General features: G+C 70.1%; 18 protein-coding genes and 2 riboswitches. Of the genes, 11 read left to right on the forward strand and 7 right to left on the reverse strand.

The features are described from left to right. Positions 1 to 403 precede the first annotated feature (403 nt). Complete coding sequence (clpB, locus tag D3P35_RS18185; RefSeq protein ID WP_118136445.1) at positions 404 to 3,016, reverse strand: ATP-dependent chaperone ClpB; 2,613 nt, start codon at positions 3,014 to 3,016, stop codon at positions 404 to 406. A gap of 325 nt (positions 3,017 to 3,341) precedes the next feature. On the opposite strand from clpB, the gene pyrF reads away from it, so the two are divergent. Further along, entirely contained in the window at positions 3,342 to 4,040 is a 699-nt protein-coding gene (gene pyrF / locus D3P35_RS18190) for an orotidine-5'-phosphate decarboxylase (protein WP_118136447.1), read from the forward strand. A 122-nt stretch (positions 4,041 to 4,162) separates the two neighbouring features. Further along, positions 4,163 to 5,368: a sodium/glutamate symporter gene (gene gltS, locus D3P35_RS18195; protein ID WP_118136449.1), complete on the forward strand. Its 1,206-nt coding sequence runs from the start codon at positions 4,163 to 4,165 to the stop codon at positions 5,366 to 5,368. 59 nt (positions 5,369 to 5,427) lie between these two features. Here the strand turns inward: gltS and D3P35_RS18200 are convergent, their stop codons facing one another. Continuing rightward, the gene (locus D3P35_RS18200) at positions 5,428 to 6,681 is read right to left on the reverse strand and encodes a D-amino acid dehydrogenase (protein WP_118136451.1); all 1,254 of its coding nucleotides are present in this window, start codon (positions 6,679 to 6,681) and stop codon (positions 5,428 to 5,430) included. Between the two features lie 47 nt (positions 6,682 to 6,728). Beyond that, positions 6,729 to 6,824, reverse strand: a riboswitch (glycine riboswitch). 188 nt (positions 6,825 to 7,012) lie between these two features. Beyond that, a complete protein-coding gene (locus D3P35_RS18205) occupies positions 7,013 to 7,507 on the reverse strand; it encodes a tRNA (cytidine(34)-2'-O)-methyltransferase (protein ID WP_118136453.1) in 495 nt (164 codons plus the stop codon). A 259-nt stretch (positions 7,508 to 7,766) separates the two neighbouring features. Between D3P35_RS18205 and petA the strand changes: the two genes are divergently transcribed. Genes petA through D3P35_RS18220 form a run of 3 tightly spaced genes read left to right on the forward strand, consistent with a single transcriptional unit; the run spans position 7,767 to position 10,457 of the window. Continuing rightward, a complete protein-coding gene (gene petA, locus D3P35_RS18210) occupies positions 7,767 to 8,327 on the forward strand; it encodes a ubiquinol-cytochrome c reductase iron-sulfur subunit (protein WP_118136455.1) in 561 nt (186 codons plus the stop codon). 14 nt (positions 8,328 to 8,341) lie between these two features. Next, positions 8,342 to 9,646: a cytochrome b N-terminal domain-containing protein gene (locus D3P35_RS18215; RefSeq protein WP_118136457.1), complete on the forward strand. Its 1,305-nt coding sequence runs from the start codon at positions 8,342 to 8,344 to the stop codon at positions 9,644 to 9,646. 22 nt (positions 9,647 to 9,668) lie between these two features. After that, entirely contained in the window at positions 9,669 to 10,457 is a 789-nt protein-coding gene (locus D3P35_RS18220; RefSeq protein WP_118136459.1) for a cytochrome c1, read from the forward strand. A gap of 63 nt (positions 10,458 to 10,520) precedes the next feature. Here D3P35_RS18220 and D3P35_RS18225 read toward each other — a convergent pair whose 3' ends face one another. Genes D3P35_RS18225 through thiB form a run of 3 tightly spaced genes read right to left on the reverse strand, consistent with a single transcriptional unit; the run spans position 10,521 to position 13,757 of the window. Then, a complete protein-coding gene (locus tag D3P35_RS18225) occupies positions 10,521 to 11,222 on the reverse strand; it encodes an ATP-binding cassette domain-containing protein (protein WP_118136461.1) in 702 nt (233 codons plus the stop codon). Further along, positions 11,209 to 12,783 carry a thiamine/thiamine pyrophosphate ABC transporter permease ThiP gene (locus D3P35_RS18230; RefSeq protein ID WP_232830548.1) on the reverse strand — a complete coding sequence of 525 codons (1,575 nt, stop codon included), beginning with the start codon at positions 12,781 to 12,783 and terminating at the stop codon, positions 11,209 to 11,211. The genes D3P35_RS18225 and D3P35_RS18230 overlap by 14 nt, the downstream gene beginning before the upstream one ends. Further along, positions 12,759 to 13,757, reverse strand: coding sequence for a thiamine ABC transporter substrate binding subunit (thiB, locus tag D3P35_RS18235; protein ID WP_118136463.1), 999 nt, complete (start codon positions 13,755 to 13,757; stop codon positions 12,759 to 12,761). Before thiB ends, D3P35_RS18230 begins: the two co-directional genes overlap by 25 nt. 42 nt (positions 13,758 to 13,799) lie before the next feature. Continuing rightward, positions 13,800 to 13,904, reverse strand: a riboswitch (TPP riboswitch). A gap of 139 nt (positions 13,905 to 14,043) precedes the next feature. Here thiB and aroC point away from each other — a divergent pair. Continuing rightward, entirely contained in the window at positions 14,044 to 15,147 is a 1,104-nt protein-coding gene (gene aroC / locus D3P35_RS18240; RefSeq protein WP_118136466.1) for a chorismate synthase, read from the forward strand. Here the strand turns inward: aroC and D3P35_RS18245 are convergent, their stop codons facing one another. Further along, positions 15,148 to 16,374 (reverse strand): class I SAM-dependent RNA methyltransferase, encoded by a 1,227-nt coding sequence (locus D3P35_RS18245; RefSeq protein WP_118136468.1) that lies wholly within the window; start codon positions 16,372 to 16,374, stop codon positions 15,148 to 15,150. Between the two features lie 370 nt (positions 16,375 to 16,744). Here D3P35_RS18245 and D3P35_RS18250 point away from each other — a divergent pair, with 370 nt between their 5' ends. The 5 genes from D3P35_RS18250 to D3P35_RS18270 all read left to right on the forward strand — a co-directional run bounded on the left by D3P35_RS18250 (position 16,745) and on the right by D3P35_RS18270 (position 19,423). Further along, a complete protein-coding gene (locus D3P35_RS18250) occupies positions 16,745 to 17,173 on the forward strand; it encodes an AtpZ/AtpI family protein (protein WP_118136470.1) in 429 nt (142 codons plus the stop codon). A gap of 57 nt (positions 17,174 to 17,230) precedes the next feature. Further along, positions 17,231 to 17,956: a F0F1 ATP synthase subunit A gene (locus D3P35_RS18255; protein ID WP_118136472.1), complete on the forward strand. Its 726-nt coding sequence runs from the start codon at positions 17,231 to 17,233 to the stop codon at positions 17,954 to 17,956. A 52-nt stretch (positions 17,957 to 18,008) separates the two neighbouring features. Beyond that, positions 18,009 to 18,248 carry a F0F1 ATP synthase subunit C gene (locus D3P35_RS18260; RefSeq protein WP_118136474.1) on the forward strand — a complete coding sequence of 80 codons (240 nt, stop codon included), beginning with the start codon at positions 18,009 to 18,011 and terminating at the stop codon, positions 18,246 to 18,248. Positions 18,249 to 18,374: 126 nt separating this feature from the next. Beyond that, positions 18,375 to 18,920: a F0F1 ATP synthase subunit B' gene (locus D3P35_RS18265; protein ID WP_118136476.1), complete on the forward strand. Its 546-nt coding sequence runs from the start codon at positions 18,375 to 18,377 to the stop codon at positions 18,918 to 18,920. Between the two features lie 11 nt (positions 18,921 to 18,931). Next, positions 18,932 to 19,423: an ATP F0F1 synthase subunit B gene (locus D3P35_RS18270; protein ID WP_118136478.1), complete on the forward strand. Its 492-nt coding sequence runs from the start codon at positions 18,932 to 18,934 to the stop codon at positions 19,421 to 19,423. Positions 19,424 to 19,475 lie beyond the last annotated feature (52 nt).

Here is a 19,475-nt window from a genome sequence, read left to right on the forward strand (position 1 = left end):
CGATATGCGAAGTTCCTCTCGTCGAAACGAGCCGAACACCCCGCATATCCCTTCTTCTTCCAATCATTTCAAAGAGCGAGACAACAGAACTTCGGTTGCGCTCAAGGCGCTCCGCCCGATTTCCTGCCGCCTGATGTCACCGGCGAGGCGTTTCGTCTTGCCGGTGAGGGGTATCTAGGGGATTCCCCGGGGGGCGTCAACAGCCAAATGACAAAAAGATTTCGCTCTGGTGGCCCGGAAAGCGCCCGCCCCCAGATATGGTAGAAGGCGCCCCGCGAGGCGCCTTCCGACGGGGATTTATCCCCATTTTCCACAGATTTGCAGCGTCTGGGCCCCCTCCCCTGCCCCGCGGAACCGGGCGGGAGGGGGCCCTGCGAGTCGCGCAGGGAGCCCCGCGGCAGACTCAGTGCACGGTGACCGGGTCGTCCTCCGGGTGGGCGGCGATCCGGTCGCCCACGATGAGCCCGTCCGGGCCGACGGTGACCGGGATGCGCGTGCCCTCGCCCGCCTCGCCGGAAAGCAGCAGCTCGGCCAGCGGGTTCTGCAGCTCGCGCTGGATCACGCGCTTCAGGGGGCGCGCGCCGTAGACCGGGTCGTAGCCGCGGTTCGCCAGCCACTGCCGGGCCTCGGGCGTGATGTCGAGCGTCACCTTGCGCTCCTCCAGCCGCTGCGCGAGCTGGGCGAGCTGGATCTCGACGATCCCGTCCATGTGCGCGCGGCTCAGGCGCTCGAAGATCACCTGCTCGTCGAGCCGGTTGAGGAACTCCGGCTTGAAGTGCGCCCGCACCGCCGCCATCACCTCGCGCCGCGCCGCGGCCATGTCACCGCCCTCGGGCAGGGTGGAGAGCGCCTGGGCGCCGAGGTTGGAGGTGAGCACGATCAGCGTGTTGCGGAAATCGACCGTGCGGCCCTGGCTGTCGGTGAGGCGCCCGTCGTCGAGCACCTGCAGCAGCACGTTGAACACGTCCGGATGCGCCTTCTCCACCTCGTCGAACAGCACCACCTGGTAGGGGCGCCGGCGCACGGCCTCGGTGAGCACGCCGCCCTCGTCGTAGCCGACATAGCCCGGAGGGGCGCCGATCAGCCGGCTCACGGCGTGTTTCTCCATGAACTCGGACATGTCGATGCGCACCATGGCCTGGTCGTCGTCGAACAGGAACTCGGCGAGCGCCTTGGTGAGCTCGGTCTTGCCCACGCCCGTGGGGCCGAGAAACAGGAAGCTGCCCAGCGGCCGGTTGGGGTCGTTGAGCCCCGCCCGCGCGCGGCGCACCGCGTTCGACACCGCCGAGACCGCCTCGCGCTGGCCGATGACGCGCTTGCCCAGCGCCTCCTCCATGTGGCGCAGCTTCTCGCGCTCTCCTTCCAGCATGCGGTCGACCGGGATGCCGGTCCAGCGCTCCACCACCTGGGCGATGTGCTCGGGCGTCACCGCCTCCTCGACCATCACGTCGAGCCCGCCGGCAGCGGCCTCGGCCTCCTTCAGCTGCTTCTCCAGCGAGGGGATCACGCCGTAGGAGAGCTCGCCTGCCTTGGCGAGGTCGCCCGCCCGCTTGGCGAGCTCGAGGTCGTTGCGGGCACGGTCGAGCTGCTCCTGCACGTCGCGGGTGCCGGCGAGCTTGTCGCGCTCGGCCTGCCAGCGGGCGGTGAGCTCGGCCGAGTGCTGGCTGAGCTCGGAGAGCTCCTTCTCCAGCCGCTCCAGCCGCTCCTGCGAGGCCGCGTCATGCTCCTTCTTCAGCGCCTCGGCCTCGATCTGCTTCTGCAGGATCTCGCGGTCGAGGGCGTCGAGCTCCTCGGGCTTGCTGTCGACCTCCATGCGCAGCCGGCTCGCGGCCTCGTCCATCAGGTCGATGGCCTTGTCGGGCAGGAAGCGGTCGGCGATGTAGCGGTCCGAGAGGGTGGCGGCGGCCACCAGCGCGCTGTCGGTGATGCGCACGCCGTGGTGCACCTCGTATTTCTCCTTGATGCCGCGCAGGATCGAGATCGCGTCCTGCACCGTGGGCTCGGAGACCATCACCGGCTGGAAGCGACGGGCCAGGGCCGCGTCCTTCTCCACGTGCTTGCGGTATTCCTCGAGCGTGGTCGCACCGATGCAGTGCAACTCGCCGCGGGCAAGTGCGGGCTTGAGCAGGTTCGAGGCGTCCATCGCGCCGTCGGACTTGCCGGCCCCCACGAGCGTGTGCATCTCGTCGATGAAGATGATCACCTCGCCGGCGGCGGCCTCGATCTCCTTTAGCACCGCCTTCAGGCGCTCCTCGAACTCGCCGCGGTATTTCGCGCCGGCGATCAGGCTGCCCATGTCGAGGGCCATCAGGCGCTTGTTCTCCAGGCTCTCGGGCACGTCGCCGTTGACGATGCGCATGGCGAGGCCCTCGGCGATGGCGGTCTTGCCCACGCCGGGTTCACCGATCAGCACCGGGTTGTTCTTCGTGCGCCGGCTCAGCACCTGGATGCAGCGGCGGATCTCCTCGTCGCGGCCGATCACCGGGTCGATCTTGCCCTCGCGCGCGGCGGCGGTGAGGTCGGTGGCGTATTTCTTCAGGGCGTCGAACCCGTCCTCGGCGGTGGCGCTGTCGGCGGTCCGGCCCTTGCGCACGGCGTTGATCGCCTCGTTGAGCTTCTGCGGCGTGGCGCCGGCGGATTTGAGGATGTCCGAGGCGCCCGATTTCACGATGGCAAGTGCTGTGAGCAGGCGCTCCACGGTCACGAAACTGTCGCCCGCCTTGTCGGAGACCTTCTCGGCCTCGGCCAGCACCTGGCCGGTCGCGCTGTCGAGGTACATCTGGCCGCCGCCCGACACCTTGGGCTGCCTGGCGAGTGCGGCGTTCACCCCCTCGAGCGCGCGCGAAGGCTCACCCCCGGCGGAGCGGATGAGGTTTCCGGCCAGCCCCTGGTCGTCATCCAGAAGCGCCTTGAGCAGGTGCTCGGGCAGGAACCTCTGGTGGGATTCGCGCATCGCGATGGTCTGGGCGGCCTGGATGAACCCGCGTGCGCGCTCGGTGAACTTCTCGAAGTTCATGTGCATCTCTCCTTCTCGGCACCGGTTCGCCGGCGCCCGAAAGGCGCACCGGCCACGGTCCATTCACTGTCCGGGCTGCCCGGCATGGCGCAGCCCTTTGATGAGGAGATGGGGCAGGCGAAGCGAGGTTGCAAGTATATGATCGCGCGTGATTAGCAAGAAACGGGCCAGCCTGCGGAAAACCCGGTGCCAATGGCCCCTGCGGTCCGCCCGGGGCCCCGTCAGGGTGGACGCGGGCGCGCCTTTCGCGTATCGGCTTGGGCTGCGCGGCCGGCCCTGTCGCGCGCCCCCGATCCGACCAGCAGCAGCACCCGAGGAGAGTCCGATGACCAGCCCCACCCTTCCGCGCGACCGCCTGATCGTGGCCCTCGACCAGCCGGATGCGCTCTCCGCCCTCGCGCTGGTGGAAAAGCTGGGCGACACGGTGGGCTTCTACAAGATCGGGCTCGGCATGCTCACCGGCGGCGGGCTGGCGCTGGCAAACGAGCTCAAGGAGCGCGGCAAGCGCGTGTTCCTCGACATGAAGCTCTTCGACATCGGCGCCACGGTGGAGAACGCGGTGCGCGGGCTGGCGCAGTTCGACCTCGACTTCCTCACCGTGCACGGCGACCCCCACGTGGTGCGCGCCGCGGTGAAGGGCCGGGGTGACGCGGTGACGCGCATCCTCGCGGTCACCATCCTCACCAGCCTCGACCGCGCCGACCTCGACGCCGCGATGATCGAGGCGGGCGAGATGCAGGCGGTGACGGTGGAGCGCGCGCGCCGCGCCCTCGCCGCCGGGGCCGACGGGGTGATCTGCTCGCCGCAGGAGGCCGCCGCCATCCGCGCCCTGCCCGAGGCGGAGGGCAAGCTCATCGTCACCCCCGGCGTGCGCCCGGCAGGCACCGCGAGCGACGACCAGAAGCGCATCGCCACCCCGGCAGAGGCGGTGACCAGCGGCGCCGACCATATCGTGGTGGGCCGGCCGGTCTGGGCCGCGGAAGACCCCGCCGCCGCGGCCGCCGCCATCGTCGCGAGCCTCTGAGCCCCTTCGGGGCGCGCAACCCCCGGCCCTGCGCCGGGGGCAGACCCTGACACGCGCCGCCCGGCGACGGGGCATGCCCGGCCCCGGGGCCGGGCCGGAGGCGCCAGCAACGGAGGCCGTCCATGGGCCATGTCGTCGAGGTATCCTCCTTCATCGCCTTCACCCTGGGCATGGTGGTGCATTTCATCGGCGACATGCTCACCCGCCGGGTGGGTCTGCTGCGCCGCGTCAGCATTCCCGAGGCGGTGGCCGGCGGGCTGGCGGTGGCGCTCGGCGCCTGGGCGCTGCAGGCGGGCACCGGCACCGAGCTGTCCTTCGATCTCGAGGTGCGCGACGCGCTGCTGGTGGTGTTCTTCACCACCATCGGGCTGAACGCGCGCTTCGCCGACCTGCGCCGCGGCGGTCGGCCGCTGGCGGTGCTGCTGGGGCTCACCCTCGCCTTCATGGTGCTGCAGAACATCGTCGGCCTGCTGGGCGTCACGCTGTTCGGCCTGCCCACCGGGCTCTCGGTGCTGGTCGGCTCGGCGGCGCTGATCGGCGGGCATGGCACGGCCATCGCCTGGGGGCCGGAGATCGCGGCCACCGGCATCGAGGGCGCAGCCGAGATCGGCATCGCCGCCGCCACCTTCGGGCTGGTGCTGGCCGCCCTCATCGGCGGGCCGGTGGCGCAGTTCCTCATCGCGCGCCACGATCTCTCGCCAGAGGTGGAGGATGCGCCGCCCATGGTGGGCCTGCGGCACCACGAGGAGGCCGGCGTCGCCTTCGGCTATGTCGCGCTGCTGCGCTGCCTGCTCACGGTCAACCTCGCCATCCTGCTGGGATACGGGCTCGACGGGCTGATCGCCGCCGCCGGGGTGCGGCTGCCGCTCTTCGTCTCCTGCCTGCTGGTGGGGATCGTGATCGCCAACCTCCAGCCGCTGGCGCTGCCGCGCGCACCAAGGGTGAGCGGCACGCCGATGCTGGCGCTGGTGTCGGAATTCGCGCTGAGCGTGTTCCTGGGCATGTCGCTGATGAGCATGCAGCTCTGGACGCTCGCGGGCCTCGCCGGGCCGCTGGTCGGCATCCTCGCGCTGCAGGTGGCGCTCACGCTGGCGTTCTGCGTCTTCGTGCTGTTCCCGCTGATGGGGCGGGGCTACCGCGCCGCGGTGCTGGGCGCGGGTTTCGCCGGCTTCGCCCTCGGCGCCACGCCCACCGCCATCGCCAACATGACCGCGGTCACCAAGCGGCACGGGCCCTCGCCGGTGGCCTTCATCATCCTGCCGCTGGTCTCGGCCTTCTTCGTCGACCTCGCCAACGCCTTCATCATCCAGGCCTTCCTGGCGCTCTGAGCGGCGGGCAAGCGGCGGGCGGGAGGCGCCGGGTCAGGCCCGGCGCGCCGCGCGCAAGCTCAGGCGGGCTGAGCGGATCCGAGCGCCACGGGCTTCGGCGCCGCGGCGGCCTCGGTCCCGGCCACCACGTCGGCCAGGATGCGGGCGGTGGCGCCGGAGAGGGTCCAGCCGAGGTGGCCGTGGCCGGTGTTGTAGAACACGCCCGGCGCGCGGCCGCGGCCCACCCGGGGCAGCATGTTCGGCATCATCGGGCGCAGGCCGGCCCAGGGCACCACCCGCTCGGTGCGCACGCCGGGGAAGTTGGTCGCCACCCAGTCCACCAGCGGGCGGATGCGGTCGGCGCGGATGTCGCGGTTGTAGCCGTTGTACTCCGCCGTGCCGGCGACGCGGAAGCGCCCGGCGCCGAGGCGCGAGGTGACGATCTTGGCGTCATCGTCGAGCAGGCTCACCCAGGGGGCGGCGGCCTGGCTCGGCTCGTCGAGCTCGACGGTGATGGAGTAGCCCTTCACCGGATAGATGTTCACCCGGTCGCCGAGCTGGGAGGCGAAGCTGCGGCTGTGCACCCCCGCGCAGACCACGATGCCGTCGTAGAAGGCCGGCGCGTCGCCCTGCGCGAACACGCGCACGCCGCCCTGCTCGGCGGCGACCTTCGTCACCTCGCGGCCGTAGTGCACATGGGCGCCTCGGCGCAGGATCGCCTCGGCCAGGCCCACGGTGAGCTTGTGGATGTCGCCGGTCGAATCGCTCTCGGTGAACCAGCCGCCCACGTAGTCACGCCCCAGGGCGGGCTCGATCTCGGTCATCTCCTCGGGCGTCACGCGGCGGCGGCTCAGCCCGCCCTCGGCGTAGAGCTTCGAGACACGGTCGGCGGCGGCGAGGGATTTCGCGCTCTTGTAGACATGCAGGATGCCGCGGGTCTCGTGGTCGAAATCCACGCCCTCGCGCGCGGCCATGTCGAACAGCGCCTCGCGGGCCTGCAGGGCCAGGCGCACGGTCTCGATGGTGTTGGCGCGGTAGTTGGGGATGTGGCCGAGAAACTCGAGCATCCAGGAATACTTGTGCCAGGAGGGCTTCGGGTTCACCAGCAGCGGCGCATCGGCGCGCATCATCCACTTGATGCCCTTGAGCACGGTCGCCCAGCTGTTCCACACCTCGGCGTTGGAGGCCGAGAGCTGGCCGCCGTTGGCGAAGCTGGTCTCCATCGCCGCGTAGCGGTTCCGGTCGTAGACCGTCACCTCGTAGCCCTTGTCCATCAGGGCATGGGCGGTGGTCACGCCGGTGATGCCGGCCCCGAGAACTGCGATGTGTTTCATGTGCGGTCTCCGCATGACAAGGGGTTGCCCGCGGCTCTCGCCGCGCCTGCACCCCCTCCGTCAAAGGCCTGAGAGTTTCACGGGCTGTTCGCACCGCTTGCTCCTTCGGCGGGCCGCGAAGGCCACTCTTCGGAGTTTCATCACCCGGCTCCGGTCCCTTTGCCTGAGAGATTCCGGGGCGGTTGCTCCTTCGGCGGCACGGGGCCGGGCACCCGTCGAGCCGGGCCGCCCTCATCCGTACGCTCTCCCGAAGCCGGGGGTTGTTTCCGATAGGAAACCTAGCGCCGAATCCCCCGCCGGACAAGTGTTTCCCGCAGTGCGGGAGCGCTTTTCACGCAAGCGCGAACTGGCGTTGCGCTTCTGCCACGGCGATGGCGGCGGCGGCCACGACGTTGAGCGAGCGCCCGCCGCCGGGCATGGGGATGAAGAGCCGCGCATCCGCCGCGGCATGCACCTCGTCGGGCAGGCCGGCGCTCTCGCGGCCCATCAGGACCACGTCTCCGGGGCGGAAGGCGAAGCTCCACAGCGGCGCGGCGGCGGCGGTCGTCATCGCCACCAGGCGGCCGCCACGCTGTTCCTGGAAGCGCGACCAAGATGCATGGTGCAGAATTTGTGCATGTTTGGCATAGTCTAGCGAAGAAACGCGCACATCGCGGGTCGAAAACGGAAAACCACAGGGAGCGATCACATCCAGAGCGATGCCGAAACACGCCGCGAGTCGGATCATGCCGCCGAGATTCTGCGGGATGTCGGGCTGATAGCTCGCCAGCCGAAGCGACCGGCAGTTAATCGAAGTGAAATCGGTTTCGCGTTCTCGTAAGTCCATGTCGCCCCGCCAGTTGCAAGCCAGAGGCCCGCGTACACCCGATGACGTTCCGAGCCAAACCCGCCCTCCCCCGCGACACAGCGTCCCGGACAGGCCCCGTTTTGCCGCGGGGGGTTGCCTGTGCGCGCCCTCTGCGTCGGACTGTCCGATGGACCGGGATCACAGGGCTGTGTAATCGAGGCGGTCGAATCCGGCACCTGCACAGGGCACCAAGCATTCACGATGTCCGATAAAAGGGCATAGACCGAGGGAGAGACCAGTGTCTCAAGAAGAAGAAGCGACTGGCACACGCCGCGATTTTCTCTACGTCACGACGGGCGCTGCCGGTGTTGTTGCGGCGGGCGCGGCCATCTGGCCGCTCGTCAACCAGATGAATCCGAGTGCCGACGTGCAGGCCCTCTCGTCCATCGAGGTCGATGTCTCCGGCGTCGAGCCGGGCACGCAGCTCACGGTGAAATGGCTCGGCAAGCCGGTCTTCGTGCGTCGCCGCACGCCTGAGGAAATCGAGGAGGCCCGCGCCGTCGCGCTGAGCGAGCTCGTCGACCCGATCGCCCGCAACGCGAATCTCCCCGCCGATGCCCCCGCCACCGACGAGGACCGCGCGCTCGACGAGAACGGCGAATGGCTGGTGATGATGGGCGTGTGCACCCACCTCGGCTGCGTGCCGCTGGGCAATGCAGGCGACTTCGACGGCTGGTTCTGCCCCTGCCACGGCTCGCACTACGACACCGCCGGGCGTATCCGGAAAGGTCCGGCACCGCAGAACCTCCCGGTTCCGACGGCGTCGTTCATGTCCGACACGGTCATCAAACTGGGCTGAGGGAGGACATAACAATGGCTGGCATCCCGCACGAGCATTACGAACCGAAGACCGGCATCGAGAAATGGCTGCATTCGCGCCTTCCGGTCGTGAGCCTGCTCTACGACACGCTGATGATCCCCACTCCGAAGAACCTCAACTGGATGTGGATCTGGGGCATCGTCCTCGTCTTCTGCCTGGCGCTGCAGATCATCACCGGCATCGTCCTGGTGATGCACTACACCCCGCATGTCGACCACGCGTTCGACAGCGTCGAGCACATCATGCGTGACGTGAACGGCGGCTGGGCGCTGCGCTACCTGCACGCCAACGGCGCCTCGCTGTTCTTCATCGCCGTGTACCTGCACATCTTCCGCGGCCTCTACTACGGCTCCTACAAGGCGCCGCGCGAGATCACCTGGATCATCGGCATGCTGATCTACCTCGCGATGATGGGCACCGCCTTCATGGGCTACGTGCTGCCCTGGGGCCAGATGTCCTTCTGGGGCGCCACGGTGATCACCGGGCTGTTCGGCGCCGTGCCGGGCGTGGGCCCCGCGATCCAGGAATGGCTGCTGGGCGGGCCCGCCGTGGCGAACGCCACGCTCAACCGCTTCTTCTCGCTGCATTACCTGCTGCCCTTCGTCATCGCCGGGCTGGTGATCGTGCACGTCTGGGCCTTCCACACCACGGGCAACAACAACCCCACCGGGGTCGAGGTGCGCCGCAAGGACATCGCGACCGCGAAGAAGGACACCCTGCCCTTCTGGCCCTATTTCGTGATCAAGGACCTCTTCGCCCTCGTGGTGGTGCTGGTGGTGTTCTTCGCCATCGTGGGCTTCATGCCCAACTACCTCGGCCACCCGGACAACTACATCGAGGCCAACCCGCTGGCGACGCCCGCGCATATCGTGCCGGAATGGTACTTCCTGCCGTTCTACGCCATGCTGCGCGCCATCACCGACGATCTGTGGATCATGTACCTGCTGCCCTTCACCGCGAAGTTCACCGGCGTGCTGGTGATGTTCGGCTCCATCGCCATCATGGCGCTGGTGCCCTGGCTGGACACCAGCCGGGTGCGCTCGGGCCGCTACCGGCCGATGTTCAAGTGGTGGTTCTGGCTGCTGGTGCTCGACTTCTTCGTGCTGATGTGGTGCGGCGGCATGCCGGCGGAGGAGCCCTACTCCACCATTTCGGTGATCGGCACGATCTACTGGTTCGGCTATTTCATCGTGATCCTGCCGCTGCTGGGGATCCTGGAGAAGCCGCTTCCGGTGCCGGCGACCATCGAGGAAGACTTCGATGCGCATTACCCGCCCAAAGCCAATCCGGCCGAATGACGGACGAGCGAGGAAAACGACCATGATCAAGAAACCCCTCCTCTCCCTGCTGGCCGCGGCCGGTCTCGCCCTCGCAGCCCTTCCGGGGGCTGCGGCCGAGGGCGGCGGGCACATCGAGGATGTCGACTTCTCCTTCGAGGGGCCCTTCGGCTCCTTCGACCAGCACCAGCTGCAGCGCGGCCTGCAGGTGTACCAGGAGGTCTGCTCGGCCTGCCACGGCATCCGCCAGGTGTATTTCCGCAACCTCGGAGACCCCGGCGGGCCGGAGCTCGCCGAGGAGCAGGTGCGCGCCTTCACCGCCTTCTACGAGGTGGAGGACGCCGAAACCGGCGAGTTCCGCCCCGCGGCCCTGTCGGACAAGTTCCCGCCCAACACCGGCGCCGGCGCCCCGGACCTGAGCCTGATGGCCAAGGCCCGCGCCGGCTTCCACGGCCCGGCGGGCACCGGCATCAACCAGTTCGTCAACGGCATCGGCGGCCCGGAATACATCCACGCCATCCTCACCGGCTACACCGGCGAGACCATGGAGCAGGCCGGCGTGACCTATTACGAGAACCACGCCTTCCCCTCCGGCTGGATTTCCATGCCGCCGCCGCTGATGGATGACGCCGTCACCTACATCGACGGCCACCCCGCCGACGTGGACCACATGGCGGAGGACGTCTCGGCCTTCCTGATGTGGACGGCGGAGCCGAAGATGATGGCGCGCAAGGATGCCGGCCTCACCGCTGTGGTGTTCCTCGGCATCTTCGCGGTGCTGCTCTACCTCACCAACAAGAAGCTCTGGGCCAAGGTGAAGCGCAAGGACTGACGGCGCCACCTCCCCCGCGAGACAGGAAGGGCGGGCCCGCAGGGGCCCGCCCTTTTTCGTGGCTCAGCCGGCCGCCCCCAGATAGGCGGCGAGCGCGCCTTCCGGCGCATCGAGCATCGGGCCGGTGGGGCGCGGCGGCGCCACCCGGCCCTCGGCCACGAGCGCGGTCTCGGCCGCGATGGCCCGCGCGTCGCCCGGCATGTGGGTGACCATGAGCACGCTCATGCGCTCGCGCTCCGCGATGCCGGCGACGAGGGCGAGCATTTCCGTGCGCAGCGCCGGTCCGAGGGCGGCGAAGGGCTCGTCGAGCAGCAGCACCGGCTTGCGGCGCAGCAGGGCGCGGGCGAGCGCAACGCGCTGGCGCTGCCCGCCCGACAGCTCCGCCGGCCGCCTCTCGCCCGTGCCGGCGAGACCCACCTCGGCGAGGGCGGCGTCCACCTCGGCGCGCTGCGCGCGGTCGAGGCGCAGCCGCGCGTCGAGCCCCAGGCCCACGTTCTGCCACACCCGCAGGTGGGGGAAGAGGTTGTGCTCCTGGAACAGCATGGTCACCGGGCGGTCTGCCGGGGCGCGACCGGTCATGTCCTCGCCCCCGATCAGCACCCTGCCCCGCGCCGGCGCGAGAAAGCCGGCGATGGCCGAGAGCAGGGTCGACTTGCCGGCGCCGGACGGGCCGATCAGCGCCGTCACCGCGCCCTCGCGGAAGCGGCAGTCGGCCTCGAGGCGGAAGTCGCCCTGCTGCAGCACCAGGGTCTCAAGCACGATCAAGCCAGCGTCCTCCGCGGTCGAAGATCCAGAACAGCGCGAGGGAGAGGAGGAGCAGCAGCAGCGCCGTGCCCGCCGCCGCCTCCATCCGGTAGGCGCCCATGAGCCGGTACATGGTGAGCGGCAGGGTTGCGGTCTCGGGGTCGGCGAAGAGCGCGATCACCCCGAGGTCGCCCATGCTGAGGGCCGCGGCGATGCCGCCGGCAAAGCCCGCCGGGCGGCGCAGCGCCGGCCAGACCGCGAGCCGGAAGCGCGAGACCCCCGACATGCCCAGCGAATCGGCCAGCCTGCCGTAATCCTCGCGCGCGCGGCGCATGGCCGGCACCATCACCCGCATGGCGAAGGGCAGGCTCATCACCGCGTTCACCAGCAGGGTGACCGGGATGGCGAGCGCGAACGGGTTCACCAGCGGGTTCAGCACCAGGAACAGCCCGGTGCCGATCACGAAGGGCGAGGCCGCGAGCCCCATGAGCGTGAGCGCTTCCGCCAGCAGGCCGCGGCGCACCGAGGTCACCAGCCCCGCCAGCGCCAGCGCCAGCGCGAGGCTCAGCAGCGCCGAGGGCACCGCCACCGATAGCGACACGCGCAGCGCCGGCCAGACCTGCGCCGGCAGCCCGGCGATGAGCGCCGGCAGCCCGCGCACCACCACCGCGCCGAGCGGCAGCAGCAGGAAGGCTGCGGCGAACAGGATGGCGCCGGCATCGATGGCGCGGGCGAGCGGGCGGGCCGCGTCATGCCGCGCAACCGGGCCGCCGAGGCCCTGGCCGAAGCCCGCCTGCCGCCCCAGCGCCAGCAGCCCCGCCGCGAGCACGAGGCAGATGGCGAATTGCACCAGCCCCAGCAGCGCCGCCCGGCCGAGGTCGAAGTCGAAGCGCAGCGCCTGGTAGATCGCGAGCTCGACGGTGGAGGCCGCCGGCCCGCCGCCGAGTGCGAGCACCACCGCGAAGCTGGTGGAGCAGAGCAGGAAGACGAGCAGGAAGGCGCCGGGCAGCACCTCGCGCAGCATCGGCCCCTCGAGATGGCGGAACACGGCGCCCGGCCCCATGCCGAGCTGGGCCGCGAGCCGCCAGTGCTCGGCCGGGATGGCGCCCCAGCCCTGCAGCAGCATGCGAGTGACCAGCGGCAGGTTGAAGAACACATGCCCCAGCAGCACCCCGCCCAGCCCGTAGACATCGAGCGGGCCGAGCCCGGCGAGCCCCAGCGCGCGGCTCGCGAGCCCCGAGCGCCCCCAGATGGCGATCAGCCCCAGCACGGCCACGATGGTGGGCAGCAGGAAGGGCGCGCCGAGCAGGGTGACCAGCGCCTCGCGCCCCGGGAAGCGCCGCCGCGCCAGCGCCCGCGCCACCGGGATGGCGAGCAGCACGCTGAGGCCGGCCGAGAGCGTGGCCTGGAACAGGGTGAAGCGGATCGCCGCGCGGTCGGCCGGCCCGATGCCGCGCCCGGGCTCGGCCGCCAGCACCAGCGGCAGCAGCGTGCCGAGGCACAGGGCCACCACCAGCGCGAGTGCGACGCCCCCGGCGATCCGGGCGGGAGAGAGGCTCAGTTCCCCAGCCCCGCCTGCCACTCGGCCAGGGCCTCCTCGCGCAGTGCCGGCACCTCATCGGCGGGAACCAGCAGCGATTTCGCCGGCTTCGCCAGCGTCTCGAAGCCCTTCGGCAGGCCGCCGGCCGGGGTCACGGCGGGGTACATCCAGTTGGTGGTCGGCACCGCGTCCTGGAAGGCATCGGTGAGCATGAAGGCGAGGAAGGCGTCGGCGAGCTCGGGCTGATCGCTGTCCTTGAGCCTGCCCGCCACCTCGATCTGCAGGTAGTTGCCCTCGGCAAACACGGCGGCGGCCTTGGTGTCGTCATCCTCGGCGATCAGGTGATAGGCCGGCGAGGTGGTGTAGGAGAGCACCATGTCGGCCTCCCCCTCGAGGAACATGCCGTAGGCCTCGGTCCAGCCGGCGGTCACGGTGACGACATGCGGCTTCAGCCGGGCCCAGGCGGCTTCGGCCTCGTCGCCGTAGACGGATTTCACCCAGAGGAGCAGGCCCAGCCCGGGGGTGGAGCTGCGCGGGTCCTGGATCACCACCTTGAGGTCCTCCGGCGCGTCGAGCAGCTCCTCGAAGCTCGCGGGCGGGGTGTCGAGCTTCGTGCGGTCGTAGACGAAGGCGAACCAGCCCCAGTCGAAGGGCAGGAAGGTGTCGTCGTCCCAGTCCACCGGCAGGTCGAGCGCGGGGCTCACGCCGTGCGGGGCGAAGAGCCCGGTCTCGCGCGCCGCGGCGGTGAGGCTGGTGTCGAGGCCCAGCACCACGTCCGCATCGGTGCGGGCACCCTCGAGCTTGAGGCGGCCCAGCAGGGCGGCGCCGTCGCCGGCGGGCACCAGCTTGAGGTCGCAGCCGCACTGCGCCTCGAAGCGCTCCTCGATGATCGGGCCCGGGCCCCATTCGGAGGTGAAGCTGTCATAGGTGTAGACGGTGAGCACCGGCTTTTCCTGCGCGAGGGCCGGCAGGGCGGTGAGCACGGCGGCGGCAGAGGCGAGAAGCAGTCGGGTCATGTCATCCTCCCAACCGGCGCGGGAGAGGCACGCGTCGGGCGCGGAGCGCCCGTCGACCTTCCCTCCGCCGGTACGATCCGGTTCAGGTTCAACGGGTCCGCTCTGTCCGAGCATCTCAGCCTGCATGAGGCCCCCCGAGGCAGACCGCACCCTATCGCAGCGCGGCCGATTTGCAAGGCCGGGCTGCGTCGCGGCCCGCGCGCGGCAAGGCCCGGTCCCTTGCCAGATTGTAATTCAATCCGGGTCGGTTTTGCTCTAAGGGAGGCGCGAAAACGGAGGCGCGCGCATGTCCTACAACACTTTCGGTCAGCTGTTCCGGGTCACCACCTGGGGGGAGAGCCACGGGCCCGCGCTCGGCGCCACGGTCGACGGCTGCCCGCCGGGCGTGCCGGTCTCGGCGGAGGAGATCCAGCACTGGATGGACCGCCGCAAGCCCGGCCAGAACCGCTACACCACCCAGCGCCAGGAGGCGGACGCGGTGGAGATCCTCTCCGGCGTGTTCGAGGGCCGCACCACCGGTACGCCGATCCAGCTGATGATCCGCAACACCGACCAGCGCTCCAAGGATTACTCGGAGATCGCCGAGAAATTCCGCCCCGGCCATGCCGACATCAGCTACTGGCAGAAATACGGCATCCGCGACTATCGCGGCGGCGGGCGCTCCTCGGCGCGCGAGACCGCGGCGCGGGTGGCGGCGGGGGGCATCGCCCGGGCGGCGCTGAACGTGCTTGCCCCGGGGCTCTCCTTGCGCGGCTGCATGGTGCAGATGGGCCCGCACCGCATCGACCGCGCCCGCTTCGACTGGGCGGAGGTGGAGCGCAACCCGTTCTGGACCCCCGATCCGCAGGCCGCGACCGACTGGGCGACATATCTCGACGGCGTGCGCAAGGCGGGCTCCTCGGTGGGTGCGGTGATCGAGGTGGTGGCGAGCGGCGTGCCCGCGGGCCTGGGCGAGCCGATCTACGGCAAGCTCGACACCGACCTTGCCGCGGCGATGATGTCGATCAACGCCGTGAAGGGCGTGGAGATCGGCGAGGGCATGAACGCCGCCGCCCTCACCGGCGAGGAGAACGCCGACGAGATCCGCATGGGCAACGACGGGCCGGTCTACATGTCGAATCACGCGGGCGGCATCCTCGGCGGCATCTCAACCGGGCAGGAGGTGGTGGTGCGCTTCGCGGTGAAGCCCACCTCCTCCATCCTGCAGACACGGCGGACGATCTCGAAGTCCGGCGGGCAGGAGGAGATCATCACCAAGGGCCGGCACGACCCCTGCGTGGGCATCCGCGCCGTGCCGGTGGGCGAGGCGATGATGGCCTGCGTGCTGCTCGACCACATCCTGCGCGACCGCGGCCAGACGGGGGGCATCCGCGGCCATATCGGCGCCTGATCAGCCCCGGGTGAAGGCCGCCACCAGCTCCACGTGGCCGGTCCAGCGGAACTGGTCGACCACGGTCACCGGGCCGAGGCGGTAGCCGCCGTCGGCGAGGGTGCGGGCGTCGCGCGCGAAGCTCGCCGGGCTGCAGGAAACGGCGGCGATCACCGGCACGGCGCTCGCCGCCAGCGCCTCGCACTGCGCCTTGGCGCCGGCGCGGGGCGGGTCGATCACCACGCCGCCGAAGCGCTTCAGCTCGCCCGCCTCCAGCGGGCGGCGGAACAGGTCGCGCCGCTCGGTGGTGACGCGGTGCAGGCCGGGCGCGCGGCGCCAGCCGGTGTCGAGGGCCGCGAGCAGGCTCGCCTCCCCCTCCACCGCATGCACGTCTGCCCCCGCCGCGAGCGGCAGGGTGAAGGTGCCGCAGCCGCTGAACAGGTCCGCCACCTGGGGGATGCCGCTCAGGATGCGGCTGACGGCCGAGACGAGCGTGGCTTCGCCGGCCCGGGTCGCCTGCAGGAAGGCGCCGGGCGGCGGCACCACGGATGCCGAGCCCATGGCGATCGCGGGCGGCCGGCGCTCGGCCACCACCTCGCCTTCCCAGCTCAGCCGGGCGAGGTCGTGTTCGGCGGCGAGGGCGGCGGCGGCGATGCGCATCGGCCCGTCGAGCGGCTTCACCCCGCGCAGGTCGATGTCGATGCCGGCGTCCGAGAGGGTGAGATGCGCCTTCACCTCGCCCTTGCGCGAGCCGCCGAGCCGGGTGAGCGCCGATACCGCCTCGCGCGCGGCGAAGAGCGCGGGGTCGATCACCCGGCAGTCCTCCACCGGCACCAGGCGGTCGGAGGCGCGGGCGTGGAACCCGAGGGTCACCCCGGTCTTGGTGCGCCGGGCCGAGAGCACGGCGCGGCGGCGCGAGAGCGGCGGCGAGGTCTCCACCCCGGCGATCTCGGCCTCGAGCCCCCGGGCCGCGAGGGCGCGGCGCACGGTCTCGGCCTTCCAGCTCTCCACCGCGCTGTCGGCGAGATGCTGCACCGAGCAGCCGCCGCACAGGCCGAATTGCGGACAGTGCGGGACCACCCGTTCCGGCGCGGGTTCGAGGATCTCGGCGCCGGGCATGCGGCCCTCGATGATCTCGCCGCGCACCCGCTCGCCGGGCAACGCGAAGGGCACCATCACCGGGCCGTCGGGGCCGGCGGCGATGCCGTCACCCAGGTGGCCGAGACTGTCGATGCGCAACTCCTGCATGGTGGGGTCCTCCGCTGCCGGGCGCGCCCGCCGCACCCGGCGCCAGCCCTAGACTGCCGCCGCGGGGGAGAAAAGCCCTCTCTGCGCCCGCCCTGCCCCGGGGTTTCGCGCCACGCCCTGCGGCGCATGGGCGCGCCCCCCGGCACCCGCCCCCGCGCGGGAATCCGCCGCCGTCGGCCTGACCCGCGGGCACCTGCCTGCGCCCGCGCGTCGCACTCTCCGGAACTCACTGCAATTTCAATATCTTGGGCCGCAGTCACGCCGATTTGTCTGCCTTGACAGGTCACCCCCCCGTCCATATGGTCCGCCGCATTGCGGAGAGGGCCTCGGTTTCGGGCAACATGACGCGTGCCTTGCCGAAGGGAGCGTTATGGACGACAAGAGTGACCAGAGGCTTGAAAGGCTCGAAGCCCGCATAAAGGCGGCGCGGAAGGCCCGGACGCCGGCTTCGGACGGGAAGGGAAAGGGTTCCTATTCCGGACTGGAGCTCGCATGGAGAATGGTCATCGACCTCGTTTCCGGGGTCGGTGTGGGATGCGGGATAGGATACGGGATCGACGCCCTCGCGGGCACGCTGCCGGCATTCATGATCCTGTTTACCATCCTGGGCTTCGGGGCCGGTGTGCGCGTGATGATGCGCTCCGCCGCGGAGTATCAGGAAAAGCTTAACGCGTCGGAAACGGCGCAGCCGAATACCGCGCCGGCGACGGCGCAGCCTACCACGGCGCCGGTTCCGGCGCAGGACAACACCGCGCCGGCGACGGCGTCTGAAGATGACAGGGCCTCCGGGGGCCGCTGAAGCGAGAGGGAAGACACCGTGGCAAGCGACGCAAATGAGGGCAGCTTCATCCACCCGATGGACCAGTTCGTCATCAAGCCGCTGTTCGGCGATGGCGAAAGCATCTCCTTCATCACCGTCACGAACTCCACGCTGTGGATGTTCATCGCCGTGGCGGCCATCGCGGCGCTGACGATCCTGGGCACGCGCGGCCGCTCGCTGGTGCCCTCGCGCACCCAGTCGATCGCCGAGCTGCTCTACGGCTTCGTGCGCAACATGGTCGAGGACGTGGCCGGCAAGGGGGCGATGAAGTATTTCCCCTACATCTTCACGCTCTTCGTCTTCATCCTGTTCTGCAACGTGCTCGGCATGATCCCGCTGGCCTTCACCCCCACCTCGCACATCGCGGTGACGGTGACCCTGGCGCTGGCGGTGTTCATCTCGGTCACCGTGATCGGCTTCGTGAAGCACGGCGCCGCCTTCCTCGGCTTCTTCTGGCCCAAGGAAGCGCCGGGCTGGCTGCGCCCGATCCTCTGCGTGATCGAGCTGATTTCCTACTTCGTGCGCCCGGTGAGCCATTCGGTTCGTCTCGGCGCCAACATGATGGCCGGCCACGCGGTCATGAAGGTCTTCGCGGGTCTCACCGCCATGGTCATCGCCGGCGGGCTCGGCCCGGTCGCCATCCTGCCGCTGGGCGCGATGGTGGGCATGACCGCGATCGAGTTCCTCGTCGCCTTCATCCAGGCCTATGTTTTCGCGATCCTCACCTGCGTCTACCTGCACGACGCCCTGCACATGCACTGAGTGATCGCCTGCCCCTTCCAAGAAGAGTTCAGCCAACCTGAGGAGAATGAACATGGAACTCGAAGCTGCTGCCGCCCTCGGCAAGTATCTCGGCGCTGGTATCGCCTGCCTTGCCCTGGCTGGTGCTGGCATCGGTGTCGGTAACGTCGCCGCCTCCTTCCTGAACGGCGCCCTGCGCAACCCGGCCGCCGCCAAGGAACAGACCGCGACCCTCTTCATCGGTCTGGCCTTCGCCGAAGCACTCGGCATCTTCGGCCTCGTGGTCGCGATGCTGCTGCTCTTCGCCGTCTGATAAAGACGCGCCAAACCGGCGACCTTCCTCAGGGGGGTCGCCGGCAAGCCCGCCGCCTGACGACCAGGGCGGGTGACGTTTCTGCCGGGCCGCATGCTGCGGCCGACCCCGTTTCCGGAGACCGCAATGGCCACTGAAACCGCAGAAGAGCTGATCCACGAGGCGGCCGAGCCGCATGCCTCGGGCGGTCTGCCACAGCTCGACTTCTCGAACTGGGACAGCCAGATCTTCTGGCTCGTGGTCGCCCTCGTTCTGCTCTATTTCCTGATGAGCCGCATCGCCCTGCCCCGGATTTCCTCGGTGATAGAGGACCGGGCCGACGCGATTGCCGACGATCTCGATCAGGCCGCCGACCTCAAGCGCCGTGCAGAGGAGGCCGAGGTCTCCTACACCGCCGCGCTGAACGCCGCGCGCGCCGAGGCCCAGACCATTGCCGCGGAGGCCCGTGCCGAGGTCCAGAAGGAGCTCGACGCCGCCATCGCCAAGGCCGATGCCGAGATCGCCGCCCGCACCGCCGAATCCGAGAAGCGCATCGCCGAGATCCGTGACGGCGCGCTCGAGGCCGTCGAAACCGTCGCGACCGACACGGCCCAGGCCATCGTCGCGGCCCTGCTCCCCGCCGCCCAGGACGAGGCCGCCATCTCGGCCGCCGTCAAGCAGCGCGTGAGCTGAGGAGAGCCGAGATGGACCTTATCCTGGACACCAACCTGCTGGTCGCCGTCTCCTTCTTCATCTTCGTGGGCATCCTGCTCTGGGTGAAGGTTCCGGCGAAGGTGGCCGGCATCCTCGACGGCCGCGCGGCCCATATCCGCGCCGAGATCGAGGAAGCCCGCCAGCTTCGCGAGGAAGCCCAGACCCTGCTCGCCTCCTACGAGCGCAAGCAGAAGGAAGTGGAGCGCCTGGCCGAGGACATCGTGACCTCCGCGCGTGAGGAGGCCCGTGCCGCCGCCGCCGAGGGCCGCGAGGAGCTCGAGCGTTCGGTCGCCCGCCGCCTGCGCGCCGCCGAGGACCAGATCGCCACGGCCGAGGCCGAGGCGCTGCGCCAGGTGCGCGACCGGGCGATCTCCGTCGCCGTGGCCGCCGCCGCCGAGGTGATGAAGACCCGCATGCCGGCCGATCAGGCCAATGCCCTGGTCGACGCCTCCATCGCCGAGACGGCCCGGAAGCTGCACTGATACCGACGCGGCCGCGAAGTCGGCCGGGGGACAGCGAGAACCACAGACGAAG

The sequence above is a fragment of the Oceanicella sp. SM1341 genome, assembly GCF_003448965.1.
In the GTDB taxonomy this organism is placed as follows: Bacteria; Pseudomonadota; Alphaproteobacteria; order Rhodobacterales; family Rhodobacteraceae; genus Paroceanicella.